This is a genomic window from Dyadobacter sp. CY323, assembly GCF_021390245.1.
Classification (GTDB): Bacteria; Bacteroidota; Bacteroidia; order Cytophagales; family Spirosomataceae; genus Dyadobacter.
Map to the genome: position 1 here is coordinate 34,432 of NZ_JAJUXH010000006.1, position 20,822 is coordinate 55,253.

Here is a 20,822-nt window from a genome sequence, read left to right on the forward strand (position 1 = left end):
ATTATTCAACAACTTCGTAAACCGTCACTGCATTTGCCTTGTTTTTAAGTACCACCTCTCCCACCGGATTACATTGAAAAGCCTCCTTGATCTGTTCGTATGCAGCTTGCGGTACCACAATCTGACCGGGTTTGGCAATGGACTGGAGTCGCTGGGCCACATTCACAACGTCACCTATCACCGTGTAATCCAGTCTTTTAAGCGCCGCAGAGCCAATGTTCCCGGATACCATTTCGCCGGTATTAATCCCGATCGAGACTTTTGGAAAATAACCCGACTGGTCCGAAAGTTCTTCTTTAAAGCCATTGATATGATTGCGCACCGCCAGTGACGATTCGACCGCACGGTCCAGATGGTAATCGCCACGAAAAACGGCCATTACGGCGTCTCCCATGAATTTATCCACCAAACCACCCTGCGCGAGAATCTCTTTCACCATCACATCGAAATACTTGTTTATAAGTTTAACAACCAGATCCGGAGCTTCTTTTTCCGATATGGAAGTGAAGCCGCACACGTCCATAAAGACAACGGTACCCACGATATTTTCACTGGTCATCAACGATTTCTCGAATGTCTCCTGCGTCATGAATTGCAGGACAGACGAATCCACATACATGCGAAGGATATTGTTTTCCCTGACTGCTTTGAGGGTTTCTTTCAACTGCGTCACATACGTGAGCGTTTTTTCCATGGTTACTTCAAGATCCTTGAAATCAATGGGTTTTGTAAGAAAATCGAATGCCCCGCGGTTCATTGCCGTGCGGATATTGTCCATATCGCCGTATGCCGAAACTATGACCGATTTGAGCAACGGGCTTGTCTCACCGATCCGTACCAGTAACGTCAGGCCATCCATTTCCGGCATATTGATGTCACTGAGAACCATATCCACATCGGGATGCTGGTCGATTGCTTCCAACGCTTTCACGCCATTTTCGGCAAAAATAAATTCGTATTCCTGTTCCCGGATCTGCCTCCTGAATTTCTGCTTGATCAACAATTGTAAATCAGCCTCATCATCCACTACCAGTATTTTGGCTTTCATAAAGTTTGTAACAATTTCTCTTTCAGTTCAACAAAATCGACCGGCTTGGTCAGGAAGTCATCCGCGCCAAGCAACATCGCCTGTTCATGGTTGGCGCTGTCGCCATAAGCAGTGATCATCATTACCTGCGGGGGCGCGAGCGGATGTTCCTTGCGTATCGTTTTCAATAGCTCGATCCCGCTCATTCCCGGCATATTAATATCGGACAGGATCATCACTACCTCCGACGGGTGTTCGGCCAGGTATTGCAATGCTTCTTCTCCCGAAAAGGCAAATGAAAATTCCAGTTGGCCGCTGCGGATCTCGCGTCTGAACTTTTGTTCAAACAGCGATTTAACATCTTCCTCGTCGTCCACGACTAATATCTTCGTCATTTTTTATACAGTTTGGAGGTTCGCATTTCGTATGATGGGATCAGATCATCGGGATTGTGATCTTGAAGTCGGTTCGCTCACCCGGCACTGTATCCACGTCCAACGTCCCGCTATGTCCGCTGGTAATGATATCGTAACTCATAGAAAGCCCCAGGCCCGTTCCCTGGCCGGTCGGTTTGGTCGTAAAAAACGGTTGAAAAATCTTTGCTTTCACATGATCCGGCATTCCGGTACCGTTATCTGAAACTCTGATATACAGTTTGTTGTCAAATTTCTTGGTACTAACCCTGACCTCAGGTTTGTAGTCCGCCGCAGTTCCTTCCTCGGTAAGCTTGCGCTTTTTCTCGGCCACCGCGTAAAATGCATTCGTAAACAAATTGAGAAAAACACGGCCAAGATCCTGCGGAAGCACATTGACCTTCCCGATTGTAGGATCAAAATCCGTGACCAGCGCAGCATTGAATTCTTTGTCCTTTGCCCGCAAGCCATGATAGGCGAGCCGCAAATACTCGTCCGCCAATGCATTGATTTCCACCGGTTCTTTCTCGCCCGAGGAAGTTCTGGAATGTTGCAACATTCCTTTTACGATCGAATCTGCGCGCTTTCCGTGGTGTGTGATCTTCTGCTGGTTCTGGCTCAGATCGCCGATAATCTCTTTGATATAATCCTTATCCGAATCCGGCAGGTCTGTTTTATCAATTTCTTCGGTCAATTCCTGGCAAAGCTCCACCGAAACCTCCGAGAAGTTATTTACAAAGTTTAAAGGGTTCTGGATTTCGTGCGCGATACCGGCGGTAAGCTCACCCAGAGACGCCATTTTTTCACTCTGGATCAATTGAGTCTGAGTGGCTTTCAGTTCTTCGATCGTCTTTTGAAGTTCCTCCTTTTGAAGCGTTAGTTCCAGCGTTCTTTCATTCACAAGGTATTCCAGCGATTCTTTCTGCGCCCGGCTCGCGATCTCGTCTCGCATTCTGTCCTCGCGTTCCTTAATCAGGATTCTCTGTTGCTTCCGGGCGTAAAACCAAAGCACAAATGCGAGGGCAAATGCAAAGAAGACAGCAATTTGAAGGTAGTCGCCATACTCTTTGTAAAATTTTGGGGCGGCTATTCTAAGAAAATCATTTAATATCGAAAGTACCAGATACGGGATTACCGACTGGATCATTGTCCGTATCGGCCGTATTTGCTCCTGCCGGTAACAATAAACAAGAAATACGGTGAGGTAAATAAACCAGAGCCAGTCGAACCATCTCGGTTCATCCGCAGCGTAGTTGACGGCGATCAGGGCAATGGATACGTACCTCGCGAGCAGTATCATCTTGTCCAGATGCGGGTACTGGATCTTGGTCTGTAAAGTAGAACGAATGTATTGGATCAGGAATAATGATACTAAAAAATATCCCATGCAGGTAATGGATTCGCTAATGTTGTATGAAGCTCACAATTAATTGCCAAAGTAAATATTTTCCCGTAAATAATCAGGATTACTGCTTTTACCTCCGCAAACAGCTGCCACACCCATTAAACAAATTGTCTGTCGGCCAAGGTATTAATGTCCTTTACTTCCAGGATTTTCTTGTCGTAGCTATACTTGGTGACTTTCAGCATTGCCTGTCCAAGCTGGCTCAGTTGCGAAGCTGTGTTGGGAAACAGCGCTTTTAGAACCGGAAATAGCCAGTTAAAATATTTATAATACTTCAATGCATATTTTGCATCCGGTCTGGGTTTCATAAACCCGGGCCGGAATGCAAATACTTGTAGAAAAGGCAGTTTCATCAAATCATTTTCGGTTTTACCCTTCACCCGCGCCCACATCTGCCGACCCTTCTCCGAGCTGTCCGTACCTGCACCGGAAACGTAACAAAACGTCATCTCAGGGTTATTACGACTCAAAATTTCCGCCACATGCATGGTCAGTGAGTAGGTCATTTCCGTGTATTCAGGTTCCTTCATACCGATTGAAGATACGCCGAGGCAAAAATAGCACGCGTTGTAGCCTGACAATTGAGACTCAATTGGTGTAACATTCAGGAAATCAGTATGTACGATTTCTTTGAGTTTGGGATGATTAAAACCCGCAGGTTTGCGGTTGATGATCAGAACCGATTCGACATCGGGATCTTCCAGACATTCATACAAAACACCTTCTCCGACCATTCCCGTCGCTCCGGTGACAATTGCTCTTATTTTGTTGTTCAAAGCCATTTTAATGCGGGTTGAGTTCAGTATCCGGTATTTTGCAAGATATCTATATTCTCCGTTCTGTACTTAGAAACCGGTCGAAATTGTCAACGATTTCCAATTGTCGAGATCTCTGCTAATCGACTCGATTTTCGCTTGCGCAAGATCAAAAGCATCCTGGCCAAGAAACAGGTTGAGCGGCGGAGTCGTTTCTTCCGAAATGCGGATCAAAGCTTCTGCTGCCTTTCCGGGATCACCCGGCTGATTTCCGTTGATGTCAAACTGATGCGCTTTCTGCATCTCTCTCACTTCTTTATAATCCGCAATTTCGTTTTGGGGAATGCCCAGCGAACCGGAAGTCAGGAAATTGGTCCTGAAATATCCCGGCTCAACAACGGTAACCTTAATGCCAAACGACTTCACTTCCGCCGCAAGAGATTCTGTCAGTCCGTTTACAGCAAATTTTGTGGCGCAATAGATTGCAAATCCGGGAAAATCGCCGGTAAAGCCTCCAATGGAAGAAATATTAAAAATATGCCCGGATCTTTGAGCCCGGAGGTGCGGCATCGCTTTCCGGATCACATTCAGCGTACCAAACACATTTACATCGAAATTTTCCCTGGCTTCCGCATCTGTCAGTTCTTCGACACTGCCCGTTAAGCCATATCCTGCATTGTTGACCACAACATCTATTTTGCCAAAGGTGCCGATCGTCTTTTCAATGGCATCCTGCACGCTGGATTCGCTTTTGAGATCGACTTGAAGAGGCAAAAATAAATCAGTCCGGTCGCCGGCAGCAGCTTGAAGGTCAGCGACATTCCGTGAGGTAGCTGCTACCTGAATGCCATTTGATAGTAATTTTTGAACTAAAACAAGCCCCAAACCTTTTGATGCGCCTGTAACAAACCATACTTTTTGAGTTTCCATTTTTTCTGTTGATTAATTAACACAACAAAATTAGGCACCTCGTCCAGCGTGATGATTGCGGGGTTCAAACAGATACTTACAAAATTCAAACAATCCTGAAAGAAGAAGGAGTTTGGCTGGTTTGTTTTTTGAAAAAGTTATTGAAATGGGCCGGTTCTTCGAAACCCAGGCTGTAGCTGATCTCGGAAATATTCCAGTTCGTATGTTTAAGCAATGCTTTTGCCTCGTTCGCGATTCTTTCTGAAATGTGCGCAGTAGTGGTTTTGCCGGTTGTTTCCCTGATCGCGCGGTTTAAATGATTCACATGTACCGAAAGCTGCTGGGCAAAATCGTTGGCTGATCGCAACGAAAAACGTTGGGAAGGAGATTCGATGGGAAACTGCCGTTCGAGCAGCTCGGTAAAAATGGAGGTAATCCTGGAATTTGCATTGGGATGCTGAAAAAGGGACTCGGTAGGCTGTATCTTCATCGCATAATGGATGAGTTCAGTCACGTAATTCCGGATGAGATCATACTTGAATGGATAATCCGACTCAATTTCTTCCAACATTTTTTGGAAAATCCCGGACACATGCTGCTCCTGCTTATCATCGAGAAGGTAAGATGGTTTCGCACCAATGGCAAACATGGGCAGGTCGCTCATGCTCCCCCGCATTCTCTCCTGAAAAAATCCTTCCTTGAAAATGCAGAAATAACCACTGCCATCACTACATCCGGATTCCCAGGTATAAGGCACCTGCGGATTGAAGAACATCAATGCTGATCCATCTACTTCCAGGCTTTTTTCGGCATAATGATAAATATTTTTGCCTTTTATCAATGCGATCTTATAAAAATCCCTTCTGCTGTATTTTACCGGCACAGCGTCAGGACCGAAATGCTTCGCCATCGAAAACACATTGAAGTGACCGATATCCTGTTTCAGGTTTTCAGGAAGCCAATTGAATTTATACTGGTAAAATTCTTCGAGTGTTTCTGTGCTAGCCATACAGCGAAGTTACGAAATTCAAATAGAAATCCGGGCCAATACTTGGCAAGTCTATAAGACGGGTCGCCAAGACTTACCAAGTATTTAGCTCACCAAGTAAATTTCATTCTTAATCAACTTCACATTATTCAATTGCGGAATTGCCAATACCTTGTCCCTGGGCACTACCCCTCTCGAAATCCAGTTTTGAACGCGACTCACTTTCAGATTATGCAAACGGGAATAATTTGAGATGGTTACCCAGTCATGCAAGTCATATTCATCCCCTGCAACCACGATTTTAACATCGTCAAGCCGCTTTATTTCATTAATAAGATCTTTAATTTCTTTAATAGACTGCCGCGCTGCTTCTTTTATACCCTTCCAAAATGGCTCAACCTGGCCCCTTTCTTGCTCCGAAAGCCCATAATACCAGTTCGAAAATTCAGATCTCAATTTGGCGACCTCCGGCTTTTCAGCATTCTTCATTGCTGATATATAGTGATCAAGTTTTTCCTTAAGTGTCTCATCCATAATAGTCTCTCTCCAATTATTATGATCATTCCAGCATTCGCAGCATCTCCCTGAGTTTAATCGCTTCTTGCTGCAATTCCTCAAATTCTTCGTCTTCCAGATAATTGCTGGGTGCAATCAGCAGTTCCTCCAATTCTTGCAACCGTTCTTTGGCCATTTCAACCAGTTACTCTCGCCGGGTCTTTCTTTGCATCGAAAAGTGTGTTGTAAAATAAAGCTAACGCATTTAAATTAATGACACAAGAAATAGTGTGAAGTTCGTTCACACTATTCAAAACTGCGAAGAACCGGTATACTTGGCAAATCTTTAAGACTTACCAAGTATCGAAACCCCCTCCCGGTTTTTCTCAACAAAATGCGCGAGTGCTAATACGATCACTTGTAATACCGCGAAGGAAACGAATAGAACCGGAATTGAATCTGACGGCGGAGGGCCGAACACGTTGTAAAGGTTCGCGACGATGAAGAATATCACCAGCGCCCAAAGTCCCCATTTACCTTTTGCATTCAATGCAGTAGTATTTTTGACATAAATATAGATACCGCCGAAAAAGATGATGCTTTCAATCAGAAGTGTCAGTGGAAGTGAATTCCAGAGCCCCAGCCCTACTTTTTGTGATCCGAAAGGTGTAAGGGGAAGATCGGGAATATGGACTACGAAATCAAGGAACCAGTGGCTCAATACGGCCAGGCCCACAACTACTGAACTTCGCACGTCTTTTTTCAATAACCAATAACATAACCCGAACAACACTCCCCAGACCAGACCCATCAGAAGACTATGTGTGTAAGGGTAATGGACAAACTCGAAAGGTGTAACTTCTGAAATACCGGGATGGACCTTCACTTGCTCCACATCGAACAACAACATGAACGGCCAGAGAATGTCGACAAATTCGACCGCGACGAAAAGGATTAGAAGTGAAACCCGGGGAGCCGCCTTTTTTGCTCCGAATGCTAAACCGTAGTGACCTAAAAACATATAAATAGTGATTGATTATTGACTTTACAAATGTATCAACGGCCGTTTCCGGCTCACTTGATCTAGATCAAGAAATCAGAAAAGTTGCTTTCTGCGTATTCTGCTGATGGTTTCGGGCGTCATTCCGAGCATGGAGGCAATGTATTGAAGTGGTACTTGATTAAACAGTTCCCGGTTGCTCTCAAACAAAATGTTGTAGCGTTGCTCGGCTGTCATGGACAGGAAGGAAAATACGCGGTCCTCCAATGTCGTGAAGCAATGCGCGATAAACAGCTTTTCGGTTTGCGGCCATTTCGGAATGTAACGTCCCAGTTGATTGTAGTCCGATTTATCAATCGTGTAAATGGCAGTGTCGGTCAATGCCTGGATGTTCCAGCGCGAGGGTTTGTCGAAAACGAGGCTCGATAAATCTGTGATGAAATAGCCATTGGTGGAAATCCATTGTGTTACTTCCCGATCCTCCAATTCCACGTAAACCCGCAGCAAACCGGATTGAACAAAGCTTAGCTTGTTACAGGACCTGCCCGTCCGCAAATAATAATCGCCCTTTTTCAGCATTTCAGGTTTGAAAAAAGCCGCTACTTTGCCCAATTCAGTCTGATCGAAATCAAAATAGGTTTGGAGGTATTGTTCGAGATCTGTCATGGTCAAAAGATATCGTTTTTAATTTTACAACGCGGTCATTTCCGTACGAAATGTGTTCGAAATTGAACGATGCGCATTTAATATCAGCTCACAAGGTGCACATAACCATACTTTTAATATCTTGGCATATATTTTATACCAAGAACTATGTAATACAATGTACCGATCTGTTAGCCATAAATCATCTCACTTCTGCCCTAATTTAAATCAAAGTCATGATTAAGAACTATTTCAAAATTGCCTGGCGAACTCTGCTCCGCAACCGCGTCTTCTCAGCAATCAACATTGCAGGTCTGGGCATCGGCCTCGCTTCCTGCATGCTTATCAGCCTGTATGTATTCGATGAACTTAGCTTTGACCGGCACAATGAGAAAGCCGATCAGATCGTGCGCGTATTCTTCAAAGGCACGATCCAGGGAGGGAAAATGAATGAGTCTCACGTAATGCCGCCAACTGCTGCTGCATTAAAAGCGGATTATCCCGAAGTTCTGGCCGCGACACGTCTGCGTGAGGGTGGCGCGCCGCTGGTCTTAATCGATCAAAAATTGTTCACCGATGACCGGATGGCATTTGTTGATTCCAACTTTTTTCAAGTTTTTACAGTGCCGTTTTTGCAGGGAAACCCGAACAATGCATTGCTGGAACCCAACAATCTGGTGATCTCGGAAACTTTAGCCGATAAATATTTCGGTAAGACAAACGCATTGGGAAAACTCATCAAATTCAAGGAGTGGAACAAGACTTACAAGGTGTCGGGCGTGATGAAAGACATGCCGAAAAACGCACATTTCCGGTTTGAAATGCTGGGCTCAATGTCGTCGCTGGACGATGCGAAATCAACTTCCTGGATGATTTCGGAATTTTTTACCTACCTCGTTCTGCCGAAAGGCTACGATTATAAACGTCTTGAAGCCAAGTTGCCGCAGACGGTCGCGAAATATATGGGGCCGCAGCTGACGCACGCATTTGGTATGTCGCTCAGCGAGTTCCGCAAAAAGGGAAACGACATTGGATTGTATCTTCAACCGCTGACGGACATTCATTTACATTCCGATTTTGAGTACGACCTGAGTGCGAATGGAGATTTGCGTTACGTCTACATTTTCAGTGCGGTGGCCATTATCATGCTTGTGATCGCCTGCATTAATTTCATGAATTTGTCGACAGCCGGTTCATCCAAACGGGCGCGGGAAGTCGGCGTGCGGAAAGTAATGGGCTCGGAAAAAATCGAGCTCGTCGGACAGTTTTTAATGGAGTCGCTTTTGCTGACGGGCATTGCATTGGTTCTGGCAGCAGGAATTTGCCTGATCGCATTACCGCTTTTCAACGAGCTTTCTGGCAAAGAGCTCTCACTGAGCCTGGATGAAATACCTGGTTTGATTCCATTATTGCTCATATTCGGAATTTTCGTAGGCGTTTTTGCCGGAAGTTACCCCGCATTTTTCCTTTCTTCCTTCAAACCCATTTCAGTACTAAAAGGCAGCGCGGCTTCGATAAAATTAGGTTCAAGGAGCAATATCGGGCTCAGAAGCAGCCTGGTAGTATTCCAATTCTTTATTTCCATTACACTTATCGTCGGTACCACCGTCGTGTACCAGCAGCTGAAATTTATCCAAAACAAAAAACTGGGTTACAATAAAGAACAGGTGTTGGTAGTGCCTGCCTGGGCTTTGGGTAAAAATCAGTCTGTATTTAAAGAAGAATTGCTGCGCGATTCGAGAGTTAGCAATATCAGTCAATCGGGGTATGTTCCCGCCGGTCCGTCGGGAAATAACAACTATACGATGTCTCCCGAAAACAACAGCTCGAATTTGATCAAGACACTGAGATTTGAGGTTGATTACGATTATCTGGCTACGCTGGGTATGGAAATGGCGGAAGGCCGAAATTTTTCAAAGGAGTACGGAATGGATTCAACCGCCATAATCCTGAATGAAACGGCCGCAAAAGCTTTCGGTTTTAACAAAAATGCGATCAACAAAACCGTCGAGCGGCGGGATAACGAGGGAAAAGTCGCTACGTTTCACGTGATCGGGATTGTGAAGGATTTCCATTTCAAATCGCTGCATGAACGCATTACGCCGCTGGTGATGACTTTGGCAAAAGACAATGGCTGGATGATTGTGAAGATCAAAACGAAAGAGGTTTCCGGCCTTCTTTCCACGATGCAAAAACAATGGGAAAGCTTTAAGCCGGATCTTCCTTTCACCTATTCCTTTCTGGATGAACGCTTTAATCAAACTTACAAAGCCGAACAGAAAACGGGTAAGATACTGGGTGTTTTCGCGGGTTTGACAATCTTTGTCGCGTGTATGGGATTATTCGGACTGGCGATTTTTACTGCCGAACAAAGAAATAAGGAAATTGGTGTTCGCAAAGTACTGGGCGCGTCGGTTGCTGGCATCGTCGCATTACTTTCGAAAGACTTTCTGAAACTGGTAGCGATTGCCATGGTCCTTGCGGTTCCGGCGGCGTGGTATATGATGGACAAATGGCTGCAGGATTTTGAATATAGGATCCGGATTTCGTGGTGGATGTTTGCATTCGCCGGCCTTCTTTCTGTCGCGGTAGCCTTGTTCACCGTCTCATTTCAATCGATCAAAGCAGCATTGATTAACCCTGTAAAATCACTTCGTTCGGAATAACATGGCGCAAGAAACCGTCTTTGTCGAGATTATAAAGCATTCGCGGGTTTTTGAGCCGGGTACTATCCTGGAACTTACTAGCCAGGCAATAGAGGTGGCGCCGGCACTTGGTGGCTATCTTTTGCCTGATATGGGCAATGGTGAAGCAGGTTTGCTGCCAATGCAATTTTTGAAAAAAATAAAAATACCGAAAGAGACAGAACCTTATTTCGGCAAATGTGTCCTGACAAGCGTCACCAATTTTGCCAGAAATGACCAGGAAGATCCGTCCATTGATACGGAAAATATTGGCTCAATAAAACCGGAAAAAGTGCGGGTTATTCATTACCCCGATTGCCAGCAGATCGTTTTTCACATGCCGAAGTATGCGTATCATGCGGGACACTTCACGCTGATAAACCATGTTTCTCACGAGGTGGAAAAAACGGCTGTGAAAAACAAATTGAATGGAGGTATGATGATCTCCATCGACACGCTGCCGCTGAAACCGGGTTTTTATACCATTGAAGCCGACTGGCCGGGCGGCTGGACGCATAAGATACGGTTCATCAAATTTCGCCAAGGTTTCCCCACAGCCGCATATCCCAATCCGCCGGTCAACATCAGACAAGCCATCCGCAATCAGGAAGTGCATTTGCCACCCCCGCCGACGGTAATTTCGCCGGTGCAGGAAACGAGTCGTTTGATCGTTGAAAAACCATTTGATGGGTACGAGCATCCGCCGGGAAACGTGCGGATGGTTCAATATGACAAAGAACACCGGTTGTTTGATTCCAATCATGTTGAGATTCAAAATGGGACGGATCTTCAAAGATTCAAAACGGACCTGACTTCCAAATTCGGGCCGGCAGTTGAGTACACGCAGGACGGACGCGGCGGAACTATTACTTATAGAGAGAAAGAAATCAATATTGCTTTTGAATGGGAATTTGGCGGCGGAAAAGCGGTTGTGGTTATTTTAATCCCGGAAGAAAAGTATTGGGAAAACCATACGAAAACGCCATTATCCCGAAGGGCTGAAATTCTGAATTTTGTTTCCAAAAAGGTGATTGAAGACCGGGCCCCCGGGTGTGATTATGAGGTTTATTCCAATACAATCAGCATTTTGCGGAGGTAAATGCGATTTGGAATAATTATTTTAGAAATGCTGCCATCAACAAACTTGAAGAATGTCATGGCAGAAAATTCAGAAGTAATTGAGGTTTTAAATGATCTTATTCTGATCAATAATGATCGGATTGCCGGGTACGAAAAGGCTGACGCGGAAACGAAGGAAATTGAAAATGATCTGAGGGCAATGTTTAAAAAGCTGGCTGAGCAGAGCAGGGACCATGTGCTGGACCTGAAAGCGGAGGTAGTAAAGCTCGGCGGCGAACCGGCGACAGGAACGATGACCTCCGGAAAATTATATCGCGTATGGATGGATATTCGCTCGGTTTTTACATTTGATAACCGTCTTGCCGTGCTGGAAAATGCCGAAGGCGGCGAAGATGCGGCAATAAAGGCTTACGGGGAAGCATTAAAATCCGAAGTTTTGCCGGCCGATATCCGACAGCTGCTATTGAGTCAGGAATCGGCGATCAAGTCATCACATGATACGATCAAAAAGGAAAGGGACCGACAACGGGACGTTCCAAATTATCCTCTGACGACTTAGAAAATGCCGGCTTGTCCGGCTTTTTAATGAGTTACCTATGCAGAAGCAGGCAACGCTACGAGTTGCTAGATTAGATAAAGAAAAAATATTTCTAAATTCCTGTAACCTTTCTCAGTACCCCCGGTTACCACAATACAATCAAACAAAAAGAGCCAATCATTTGAACGCTTTGACAGACAATTCGCTGATGCTCCGGGTGAAAGCCGGCGACCTGGATAAGATGGGTTTGCTCTTTGAGCGGTACAACCGACCGTTGTTTGCATTCTTTTACCATATGACGCATAAAGCCGATTCAAGCGAGGATCTGGTGCAGAATGTGTTTTACCGGATGCTGAAATACAAGCATACGTTTACAGGTGAGGGTGAATTCAGGACATGGATGTATCATCTCGCGAGAAACGTTTTGAATGATTCCGTTAAACAGCACAAATCGGCCAACCATTATGACGTCAACGAAATGGCGGATAAGATCGGAGGCGGGACTCTGGCCGATGAAAGTATTGAAAAGCAGCAGGATAAGGATTTTCTGCACAAGGCCATGGCAGGATTAAGTGAAGAATATCGGGAAGTATTGATTTTGAGCCGGTTCCAGGAACTGAAATACGACGAAATAGCAAAAGTCCTGAACATCAATGAAGGAACTGTGAAAGTGAGGGTGCACCGCGCACTGGGTGAGTTAAAAAAAAAGTTTTTTACAAATGAAAGGAAATAACGAAATGGGCTGTGAGCATACAAAAGATAAGTTAACCGACTGGCTGAACAACAGGCTTACCAAAGTCGACCGTGCGGAAGTGGATAACCATCTGGCAGAATGCATAACCTGCCAGGAAGAATTCTTAATGGATAAGCAACTTTGGGAAGGTCTTGGCAAAATGCGGATACCCGAACCGGACGAAGCGATGCGGGTCAATTTTTATCAAATGCTGGATCAGTTCAAAAAAGCGGAACAAGTCGAAAGCCCATTCTCTTTACAGCGGATTATTGATAAAATCAGGGAATTAGTGATTCCTCCCTGGGCGGTTCAGGTTGCATTTAGTTTGCTGCTGGTGGGACTTGGCTGGATTATCGGCCGCAGAACGGGTGGAGAAAATGTTAAAGCCACGGCTTATCAGGAGCAAATTGAAACGCTCGCATCGCAGGTTCAGGATATGAAAAGCACGATGATGTTGTCACTTATCGAAAATCCTTCGGCTACTGAAAGGCTCCGGGCAGTAGGCTACACCAGTGAGATCGCCAATGCAGACGAACGCGTAATCGAGGCGCTTTTTACTACCCTCAATACCGATGATAATGTGAATGTGAGGCTGGTGACGCTGGAAGCTTTGACGCAGTATACGAGTGATCCGGTTGTCAGGGAAGGTCTTGTAAAGTCGCTGCTCGTTCAGGATTCGCCTATGGTACAGGTAGCATTGGCGGATGTGATGGTGCAAATGCAGGAGAAAAAGTCCATCAAGGCATTGCGGACTCTGCTCCGGAAAGAAGGACTCAACGATTTGGTCAAAAATAAGATCGAGCAGTCGATCAAGGAGCTGTCTTAAACTGTAATTAATCTATTAGCCATGAACTATTTTGCAATCCCCCTGCTGGCGGGAGCGGTACTCGCTTGTACCCAGGCCCCGGCACAAAAGCTCGAATTCAAAGAGCACATTACCAAGGAGTTTTCTCTGTCGAAAAGTGCCGCCACCAACACGCTCGCCATTTATAATGTGAATGGATTTATCAAGGTTGTAGGGTATAATGGAGATAAAGTGCTGCTGGAAATCGACAAGACCATTTCAGCAAAAACCCAGGAAGCATTGGAAGAAGGTAAAAAGGAATTTAGTCTGGATTTTGAACAGAATGCAGACAGTGTCACTGCTTTTATCAAAACTCCTTTTGACTCACGTCCAAACCGCAATAAAAGAAACTGGGACGGGCCCAGAATCCAGTATCACTACGAACTGAATTTCACGGTAAAAGTCCCCTATTCGCTGAATCTCCATGTATCTACGGTGAATGGCGGCGATATAACGGTGAACGATGTGACCGGTTCGCTGGGCGTATACAATGTCAATGGGGCCATTACGATTGCCAATGCAAAAGGCGCTGCGAAGGTGCGGACGGTGAATGGAAATGTGGAGGCAAATTACCTCGTCATACCTCCCGGCGAGTCTGATTTCAAGACTTTGAACGGCGACATTAAGATCACCTACCCAGCCGCGCTCTCCGTGGTTTGTAGCTTCAAAACATTTAATGGCAATTTTTACACGGATTTCAACGATGTGGAATCGCTGCCGGTGAAAGTGATCAAGAATGCGGAGGTGAAAGACAATAAAACAGTTTACAAGCTCAGTACCGACACATTTATCCGCGTTGGAAAAGGCGGGCCTACCTATAAGTTCGAAACATTTAACGGAAATATTTATCTTAAAAAACAATCATAAGCAAAATGAAAACCAATTCAATAATATCCCTCGCCGTATCCATCGCATTAACCTTCGTGCAGACACGACTTTTGGCGCAGGCGGAATCAAAAGAAACGCTCACAGTGCCGTTGTCCGACCCTTCCAAGCCCGCAACGCTGGATGTGGGAATTCTCTACGGCAGCATCCACGTGACAGGCTATGCCGGAAACCATGTGGTGATCGACGCTTCCTCGAAAACTGAAGAAAGGAGAGACAAACCAAATGACGAGCAGGCTGGCGGGATGAAACGGATATCACCGCGGAATGCAGGTCTGGACATTACGGCCACGGAGCAGAACAATACGGTTAAGATCAATTCACGTGTGAACCACAACATTCTTACGCTGAATATTAAAGTCCCGCTGAAATGCAAGTTGAAAGTCAGCACCGTGAACGATGGCGACATCATCGTTGAGAACGTGGACGGCGAGCTGGAAATCAAAAACGTGAACGGCGATATCCGTCTCACAAACGTGTCGGGATCCGCAGTTGCTAACACGATCAACGGCACATTGAAAGCAACCTTCAAGAACGTAAATACGACTTCCCCCATGGCTTTTTCAACGCTGAACGGAAACGTGGATGTTACCTTGCCGGCTGCCGCCAAATTCGATGTCCGGATCAAATCCGACCGGGGAGAAATTTACAGCGACTTTGACGTGGACGTCGATAAAAGCCAGCCGCAGGCGACGCGTTCAGCCAAAGACGGCATGTACAAAGTATCCATCGAAGATTGGGTCAAAGGCAAAGTAAATGGCGGCGGCGGCGAGATTATGATGAAGAATATGAATGGGAATATTTATGTGAGGAAGGCGAAGTGACCCCCCGACCCCTGAAGGGGAGACGTTCTACTTCTTTCCCCCGGCCCCTGAAGGGGAGACATTCTTTTTTACAAAAAGTCCCCTTTAGGGGATTTAGGGGGAGATTTGCTAGGACTTTTCCAAGCCCGTTCTGTTTCTCCCCCTTCAGGGGGCCGGGGGGCAATCACTTAATCGTCGCTCCCATTTCCAGTAACATCTTCGAGAAATCGTCGAGTTTTTTAGTCTTTACCAGGGCCAGAATCTGCTCAGTTACCTCTTCGGCGGTGGCTGAGCTTTCGTTTAAAATCTTTTTCCCGGCGTTGGCCAGTTTTACGTAACTCACGCGGGCATCTCTGCTGTTCGCTTCTCTCTTTACCAGGCCAAGTTTTTCCAAAGGTGTCAGCATTCTCGTAATTCCCGAAGCTGTTAAACCAATTTTTTCAGCCAGATCTACCCTTCTCAACTTCTCGTCCGTCGCTTCTCCGAGGTGATAAAGGATCATGAATTCATTCAGGCTGATGCCATGCCTGCTCAGTTTTGTATCGAACCGTTTGAATATCAGCGACTGAACCATCGTGAGGTTCATAAAGAATTTCAATGCAGGAGTTGTAGTTGACATAAGCTTGAATAGTAGTTGTTTTATAGTTGATATATACTTGAATAATCAAGTATTATGCAAATATATAATAGACATACCCAATTAAACAACAGTTTGTTATGGATTTTAATAATAAAAAATATGTTTCACGTGGCACTTCTACCCTGAATGCGAGCGTAATAGCTGCCGGTAGCTGTTCAGAACGCCGGATTTGGAAATGAAGCCTACAAATTCACCCGAAGTCTTAACTACCGGGAGGTTCCAGGCACCCGTTTCGTCGAACTTTTTGACTACGCTGATGACCGTATCAAAGTCACTGATCACCGTTGCCGGCTCTTTCATCAGACCCTTAACCGTGAGCAAATCGTAGACCTCGGGATTGAACAAAAGCGGACGCACATCGTCCATTGAAATAATACCTACCAGCTTCTTCTCTCCATTAATTACAGAGATCATATTCCGCCTCCCATTCCGGAATAATTCGGCGAGTTCTTCCCGCGATGCATTCACATGAATGGTCTGAATATCCTTATCGATAAGATCAAGGACGTGCAGCAGGGAAAGCAGATTCCGGTCGTGTTCCCGAGTGAATATCTTACCCGAATCGGCGAGCTTCTGGAGGTCCGGAGAAATGGATGAAAACCATTTTGCAATGGAAAAGGAAATGACCGAAACGATCATTAACGGGATAAAAAGATCGTAACCGGAAGTAGATTCTGCGATCAGAAAAATGGCTGTAAGCGGCGCATACAATACCCCGCTCATCACCCCGGCCATTCCTACGATCACCAGGTTGTTCACGGGTACTTCGGTGATACCGGCCTGCACACAAAGCAATGCAAATGCGTAACCGAGCGACCCTCCGGCAAAGAGCGACGGCGCGAAATTCCCCCCGTTCCCGCCACTGAAAATGGTGATCGATGCAGAGAATGCTTTCAGCAGACAGATCACTGCGACGAACACCACCACCACCCATTCCCGGTAGCTGATAAACCGGAAAAAACTGTTCTCCATCACCTCGTGGATCTGCCCGTTCGTAAGGGCTTTAATGGTATCATATCCTTCGCCAAACAGCGGTGGGTACAACACGCATAAAATGGAAAGGATCGCCCCGCCGAGCATGGCCTTCCGGATACGGGTCATTTTCAGGCTGTGGAAGAGCTCGTCGACGTATCTGGCGATCAGGACAAAGTAACGGGCGTAAAGTCCGCAGAGAACGCCAAGAACGAGGTAAAACGGGATGTTATGGTAATCAAACGGACTTCTCGTCTTAAACAGGAAAAGAACTTCTCCCTGTAAAAGGATCTTGGATACCAAACTCCCGCAAACAGCCGCTACTACCAACGGGATAAAATCGGAGAAAACAACCCCTACCAGCAGGATCTCAAATGCGAACATCATCCCCGCGATCGGGGCATTGAATGCGGACGCGATCCCGGCGGTAGCGCCGGCTGCCAGCAAAAGTGTACGCTCGCGATAGTCCAGCTTATAGGTTTGCGCGAAATTGGAACCAATGGCCGCGCCGGTTACTGCAATCGGGCTTTCCAGTCCTGCCGAGCCACCAAGCCCGACAGTGATGGCGCTTTGCACGATCTGGGAATACATTTTGACGGAAGATACAATGCTGGAATTCTGGGCGATCTCATACAGGATTACCGGAATTCCTTTCTTATCCTGGCCTTTGAAGACAAAAATGACGACCAATGTAGTCAGGACAATGCCCAGGAACGGGAAGAGAATGTAAAAGAACACCTGCTCTTCGAAATGCACCTTGTGGGTGATGATGTAGTGGATGTAATGCACAAGGGATTTCAGCACCACGCCGGCCAGGCCGCAGGTTATCCCCACCAGGATACCCGACAAAATCAAAAACTGTGAGCGGCTTAAAACGCTTTTGAGCCAGAACAATACGATTTCATAACTCTTGAACTTGTTCAGGTTCCGACGCGTGAAGTCGTTCCTGAACTTTATGAAATGATAGAACTTTTTGATAGTGTCTCTATTCACAAGATCTTGTTTTGAGATACTTCCTCGACAAATCCGGTGTTGAGAAAAGCAGTAATCTCTTTTTAATTAAAATTCTGATGCGTCTAATCACAGCAAATTACGTTCCACAGTTGGAGAGCGGGACATATGCTGAATAAAAAAGCCCGCCGAGATCGGCAGGCTTTGACTTGAATAAGGCTGGGTTAATTCGCGCGTGCCAGCTGCACTTCGAGCCTGATATCTACATTTCGCTCGTTGTTATTATATCGCGAGCCATAGCCGCCACCCGATCCGATTCCAACGCCCATTCCGCCTCCCATTCCCATTCCGCCTCCAAGGCCGATCCCGATCCTTGGACTAAAACCAGACTGCGACGACTGTCCATCTACTTTGATATTCAGACCAAGCATAGCCGTTTCCTTCGCATTAACGCCCATTAAACTAAATGGAATTGCAATTTGCTCGGTTAACTCGCCATTCCGGTCCATGGAGATATGCGATTTGATACTTCCGTCCGGTTCCACGAGATTTATAAAATGCTCGCCTTTTCTGTCTTTCCAAACCGCCTCTTTATTGTAAGAATCTAGAAGCAGGTCCAACCCCAGGCTGTTTGGCAGATCCGTATCGATTCGTTTCAAAGCTTTTCTGTCTTCTTTCATTACCACCGGAAAAAGAAGGGAATAAGCTTCTTTTTTCTGGCCGTCCGGACTGAATGCGATCTTCATCCCACTGCTCAGAATATTCTGGATCGTCGATGGGTCTTTTGTTTTCAAGGTAATGTACACGTACTGGTCATCATTAATAATCCCATAACGCAACCGCGATTTCTGATCCTGCTGATCCGGTTTTACTTCATCCACGTATGAGAAAGGCGCATTCCATTTTGATTCATAGCTCATTGTTTTGGAGGAGCTGCATCCAAAAAGGCTGCATCCGAAGAGGGCGGCGAGCAGCGGTAAACCCCAACTGTTTCTTAAACTTTTCATTTTGGTCGGTTGATATCAATTACAATTACTTTATAACGAAATCTGTATTTAATCATTACGATAAGTACCAACAAATCGTTGCATTACGAACGAATGGCCGCACTCAAAAGCGTATCAATTTTAACATGCAGCTTTTCCGGCTCAAACGGCTTGGATAATGTGTCGGTCATTCCCGAATCCAGTGCCTGCTCGATTTCCTCCGGCAAAACGGTCGCCGAGAGGGAAAGTATGGGTGTTATGATATTCAATTGGTTCCTTACAATGCGCGCAGCCTGAAAACCGTCCATTTCGGGCATCCTCGTATCCATGATAATCAGGTCGAAACGTTGCTCGCGCAGTACATCCACTGCCTCTCTTCCGTTCACGACAAGTGTAACTTCCAGCTTCCAGGCTTTCAGGTATTTTTTTAGTAACAACGCATTAATTGGATTGTCTTCGGCTACAAGTACTTTTTTACCATTAAAAGGCGGTAAATCCTGGAATGCAACCGGTTTCCGCTCCTCCTGCGCTTTTTCGTTGGCGTCGGGCAAAGCAAGTGTGAAGAAAAACTGGCTTCCGAAATTCGAGTGACTGTTTACTTCCAGTTCGCTACCCATTAAACGAACAAGTTTTTGCGAGATCGTGAGGCCAAGTCCGGTACCTCCATATTGGTGCGAAGTATTTTCTGAGGCTTGTCCATACTCCGAGAAAATGTTTGCGATCTGATCCTGGGACATGCCGATGCCGGTATCTTCCACACTGAAACGGACCTGGTGTATGGTGTTGGTTTCCCCGAGATGATCCACTTTAAGTTTAACACTTCCGGTTTCTGTGAATTTTAATGCATTTCCAACCAGATTGAGCAGGATCTGATTGAGACGCATTCCATCCGCGATCACGCATTCCGGCACCGAATCTGCTATAATAAGCTGTAAATCAAGTAATTTCTCTTCTGCCTTGAATTTCATCAGATCAATAATTCCTTTGCCGAGAACCCGCAGATCTGTTGATGTAGGTAAAATGGAAAACTTCCCTTCGTCTATCTTTGAAATATCCAGAATGTCGTTCAGAATGTTGAGCAGCGATCCCGAAGACTGGCGGAGCATGCCCACCAGTTCTGTCTGTGATTCGTCTAGCTGGCTGGCGGCGAGCAGGTTACCGATACCCATGATGCCGTTCAAAGGCGTTCGGATCTCGTGGCTCATGTTGGCTAGAAAAGCTTCTTTTACTTTTCGCGCCTTTTCTGCCTGCGTCTGCGCATGGATCAGCTCTCGTTCGTGCGCCTTTCTTTTTTCAACATCATGCAGGTTGACAAACAAAAGTCTGTTCCTGTACATGACACGCAATTCCAACCACACCGGCTGGCGCAACCTTCCATAGAATTGATCCTCCACCACGATCGTTTCACCTCCGATGTAGCTGCGGTCCACCAGTACTTTGCGTAACCCCGAATTGGACGGATCCACAAGAAGGTTCAGGATACTCAGCCCGGTGAGGCTCGAAGGTGGAGTACCGAGTATGGTATCGACAGACGGATTAATGGAAAGGATTTTACCGGTTTCCGGCTCGACCGTCGCAATAATATCCGGGGAATTTAAGATGATCGTTGCATAGTTTTCGAGCAGCTTGTTCTTATCCCTGATCTCCTTCTGGCTGCGCGCAAGCCTGATCAGCGAATCGACTTTCGCATTTGTGATGTACGGGTCAAGCGGTTTATAGAGATAGTCGATGGCACCGGTTTTCAACCCACGAACCGCGTATGTCGTTTCCTTCGAAATGGCTGTGACAAATACGATCAGGATCTCTTTGGTTTTGGGATTGGACAAAAGCGTCTCCGCAAACTCAAATCCATCCATTCCAGGCATTTGCACATCCACCAGCGCAACGGCAACATCATTTTCCCAGACGATACGAAGTGCCTCATTGGGAGATGTCGTGGAAAAAACCTCGATATCGTCGCGGCTGAGAATAGCCTTCAACGAAATCAGGTTTTCTTCACGGTCATCAAGCAATAAAATTTTCGTGTTTTCCATGGCTCAGCTTCAATGTGTATAAAAAATATCGTGAGT

Annotated in this window: 21 protein-coding genes; 7 read left to right on the forward strand and 14 right to left on the reverse strand. The window is 45.9% G+C overall.

From position 1 onward, the window contains the following. Position 1 precedes the first annotated feature (1 nt). The 10 genes from LZG72_RS12630 to LZG72_RS12670 all read right to left on the reverse strand — a co-directional run bounded on the left by LZG72_RS12630 (position 2) and on the right by LZG72_RS12670 (position 7,658). Positions 2-1,048 carry an adenylate/guanylate cyclase domain-containing response regulator gene (locus LZG72_RS12630; RefSeq protein ID WP_233872444.1) on the reverse strand — a complete coding sequence of 349 codons (1,047 nt, stop codon included), beginning with the start codon at positions 1,046-1,048 and terminating at the stop codon, positions 2-4. Continuing rightward, the gene (locus tag LZG72_RS12635) at positions 1,045-1,422 is read right to left on the reverse strand and encodes a response regulator (RefSeq protein ID WP_233872447.1); all 378 of its coding nucleotides are present in this window, start codon (positions 1,420-1,422) and stop codon (positions 1,045-1,047) included. Before LZG72_RS12635 ends, LZG72_RS12630 begins: the two co-directional genes overlap by 4 nt. A 40-nt stretch (positions 1,423-1,462) precedes the next feature. Then, positions 1,463-2,827 carry an ATP-binding protein gene (locus LZG72_RS12640; protein WP_233872450.1) on the reverse strand — a complete coding sequence of 455 codons (1,365 nt, stop codon included), beginning with the start codon at positions 2,825-2,827 and terminating at the stop codon, positions 1,463-1,465. Positions 2,828-2,943: 116 nt separating this feature from the next. After that, a complete protein-coding gene (locus LZG72_RS12645; protein WP_233872453.1) occupies positions 2,944-3,627 on the reverse strand; it encodes an NAD-dependent epimerase/dehydratase family protein in 684 nt (227 codons plus the stop codon). A gap of 63 nt (positions 3,628-3,690) precedes the next feature. Beyond that, positions 3,691-4,530: an oxidoreductase gene (locus LZG72_RS12650; protein WP_233872456.1), complete on the reverse strand. Its 840-nt coding sequence runs from the start codon at positions 4,528-4,530 to the stop codon at positions 3,691-3,693. Between the two features lie 85 nt (positions 4,531-4,615). Beyond that, on the reverse strand, positions 4,616-5,518 hold the full coding sequence (locus tag LZG72_RS12655) for an AraC family transcriptional regulator (RefSeq protein ID WP_233872459.1): 903 nt from the start codon (positions 5,516-5,518) through the stop codon (positions 4,616-4,618). An 84-nt stretch (positions 5,519-5,602) separates the two neighbouring features. Continuing rightward, complete coding sequence (locus LZG72_RS12660) at positions 5,603-6,031, reverse strand: hypothetical protein (RefSeq protein WP_233872462.1); 429 nt, start codon at positions 6,029-6,031, stop codon at positions 5,603-5,605. Positions 6,032-6,056: 25 nt separating this feature from the next. Then, positions 6,057-6,188 carry a hypothetical protein gene (locus tag LZG72_RS29165; protein WP_255701018.1) on the reverse strand — a complete coding sequence of 44 codons (132 nt, stop codon included), beginning with the start codon at positions 6,186-6,188 and terminating at the stop codon, positions 6,057-6,059. Between the two features lie 150 nt (positions 6,189-6,338). Continuing rightward, on the reverse strand, positions 6,339-7,013 hold the full coding sequence (locus LZG72_RS12665; RefSeq protein WP_233872466.1) for a metal-dependent hydrolase: 675 nt from the start codon (positions 7,011-7,013) through the stop codon (positions 6,339-6,341). A 75-nt stretch (positions 7,014-7,088) separates the two neighbouring features. Further along, positions 7,089-7,658, reverse strand: a complete 570-nt coding sequence (locus LZG72_RS12670; RefSeq protein WP_233872469.1) for a Crp/Fnr family transcriptional regulator — start codon at positions 7,656-7,658, stop codon at positions 7,089-7,091. A 215-nt stretch (positions 7,659-7,873) separates the two neighbouring features. Between LZG72_RS12670 and LZG72_RS12675 the strand changes: the two genes are divergently transcribed. The 7 genes from LZG72_RS12675 to LZG72_RS12705 all read left to right on the forward strand — a co-directional run bounded on the left by LZG72_RS12675 (position 7,874) and on the right by LZG72_RS12705 (position 15,225). Next, on the forward strand, positions 7,874-10,303 hold the full coding sequence (locus tag LZG72_RS12675) for an ABC transporter permease (RefSeq protein ID WP_233872472.1): 2,430 nt from the start codon (positions 7,874-7,876) through the stop codon (positions 10,301-10,303). Position 10,304: 1 nt separating this feature from the next. Continuing rightward, a complete protein-coding gene (locus LZG72_RS12680; protein ID WP_233872475.1) occupies positions 10,305-11,420 on the forward strand; it encodes a hypothetical protein in 1,116 nt (371 codons plus the stop codon). Positions 11,421-11,477: 57 nt separating this feature from the next. Further along, positions 11,478-11,960 carry a PA2169 family four-helix-bundle protein gene (locus tag LZG72_RS12685; protein ID WP_233872476.1) on the forward strand — a complete coding sequence of 161 codons (483 nt, stop codon included), beginning with the start codon at positions 11,478-11,480 and terminating at the stop codon, positions 11,958-11,960. A 187-nt stretch (positions 11,961-12,147) separates the two neighbouring features. Next, entirely contained in the window at positions 12,148-12,672 is a 525-nt protein-coding gene (locus LZG72_RS12690; RefSeq protein ID WP_233872580.1) for an RNA polymerase sigma factor, read from the forward strand. After that, positions 12,659-13,498, forward strand: coding sequence for a zf-HC2 domain-containing protein (locus LZG72_RS12695; protein WP_233872479.1), 840 nt, complete (start codon positions 12,659-12,661; stop codon positions 13,496-13,498). The genes LZG72_RS12690 and LZG72_RS12695 overlap by 14 nt, the downstream gene beginning before the upstream one ends. A gap of 21 nt (positions 13,499-13,519) precedes the next feature. After that, positions 13,520-14,383 carry a hypothetical protein gene (locus LZG72_RS12700; protein ID WP_233872482.1) on the forward strand — a complete coding sequence of 288 codons (864 nt, stop codon included), beginning with the start codon at positions 13,520-13,522 and terminating at the stop codon, positions 14,381-14,383. Between the two features lie 5 nt (positions 14,384-14,388). Continuing rightward, positions 14,389-15,225 (forward strand): DUF4097 family beta strand repeat-containing protein, encoded by an 837-nt coding sequence (locus tag LZG72_RS12705; RefSeq protein ID WP_233872485.1) that lies wholly within the window; start codon positions 14,389-14,391, stop codon positions 15,223-15,225. 163 nt (positions 15,226-15,388) lie between these two features. Here LZG72_RS12705 and LZG72_RS12710 read toward each other — a convergent pair whose 3' ends face one another. The 4 genes from LZG72_RS12710 to LZG72_RS12725 form a co-directional block, all read right to left on the reverse strand. Next, positions 15,389-15,823, reverse strand: coding sequence for a MarR family winged helix-turn-helix transcriptional regulator (locus LZG72_RS12710; RefSeq protein WP_233872488.1), 435 nt, complete (start codon positions 15,821-15,823; stop codon positions 15,389-15,391). Between the two features lie 138 nt (positions 15,824-15,961). Next, entirely contained in the window at positions 15,962-17,809 is a 1,848-nt protein-coding gene (locus tag LZG72_RS12715) for a chloride channel protein (RefSeq protein WP_233872491.1), read from the reverse strand. 182 nt (positions 17,810-17,991) lie between these two features. Next, a complete protein-coding gene (locus tag LZG72_RS12720; RefSeq protein WP_233872493.1) occupies positions 17,992-18,687 on the reverse strand; it encodes a hypothetical protein in 696 nt (231 codons plus the stop codon). Positions 18,688-18,857: 170 nt separating this feature from the next. Then, a complete protein-coding gene (locus LZG72_RS12725) occupies positions 18,858-20,786 on the reverse strand; it encodes a response regulator (RefSeq protein WP_233872496.1) in 1,929 nt (642 codons plus the stop codon). Positions 20,787-20,822: the final 36 nt, after the last annotated feature.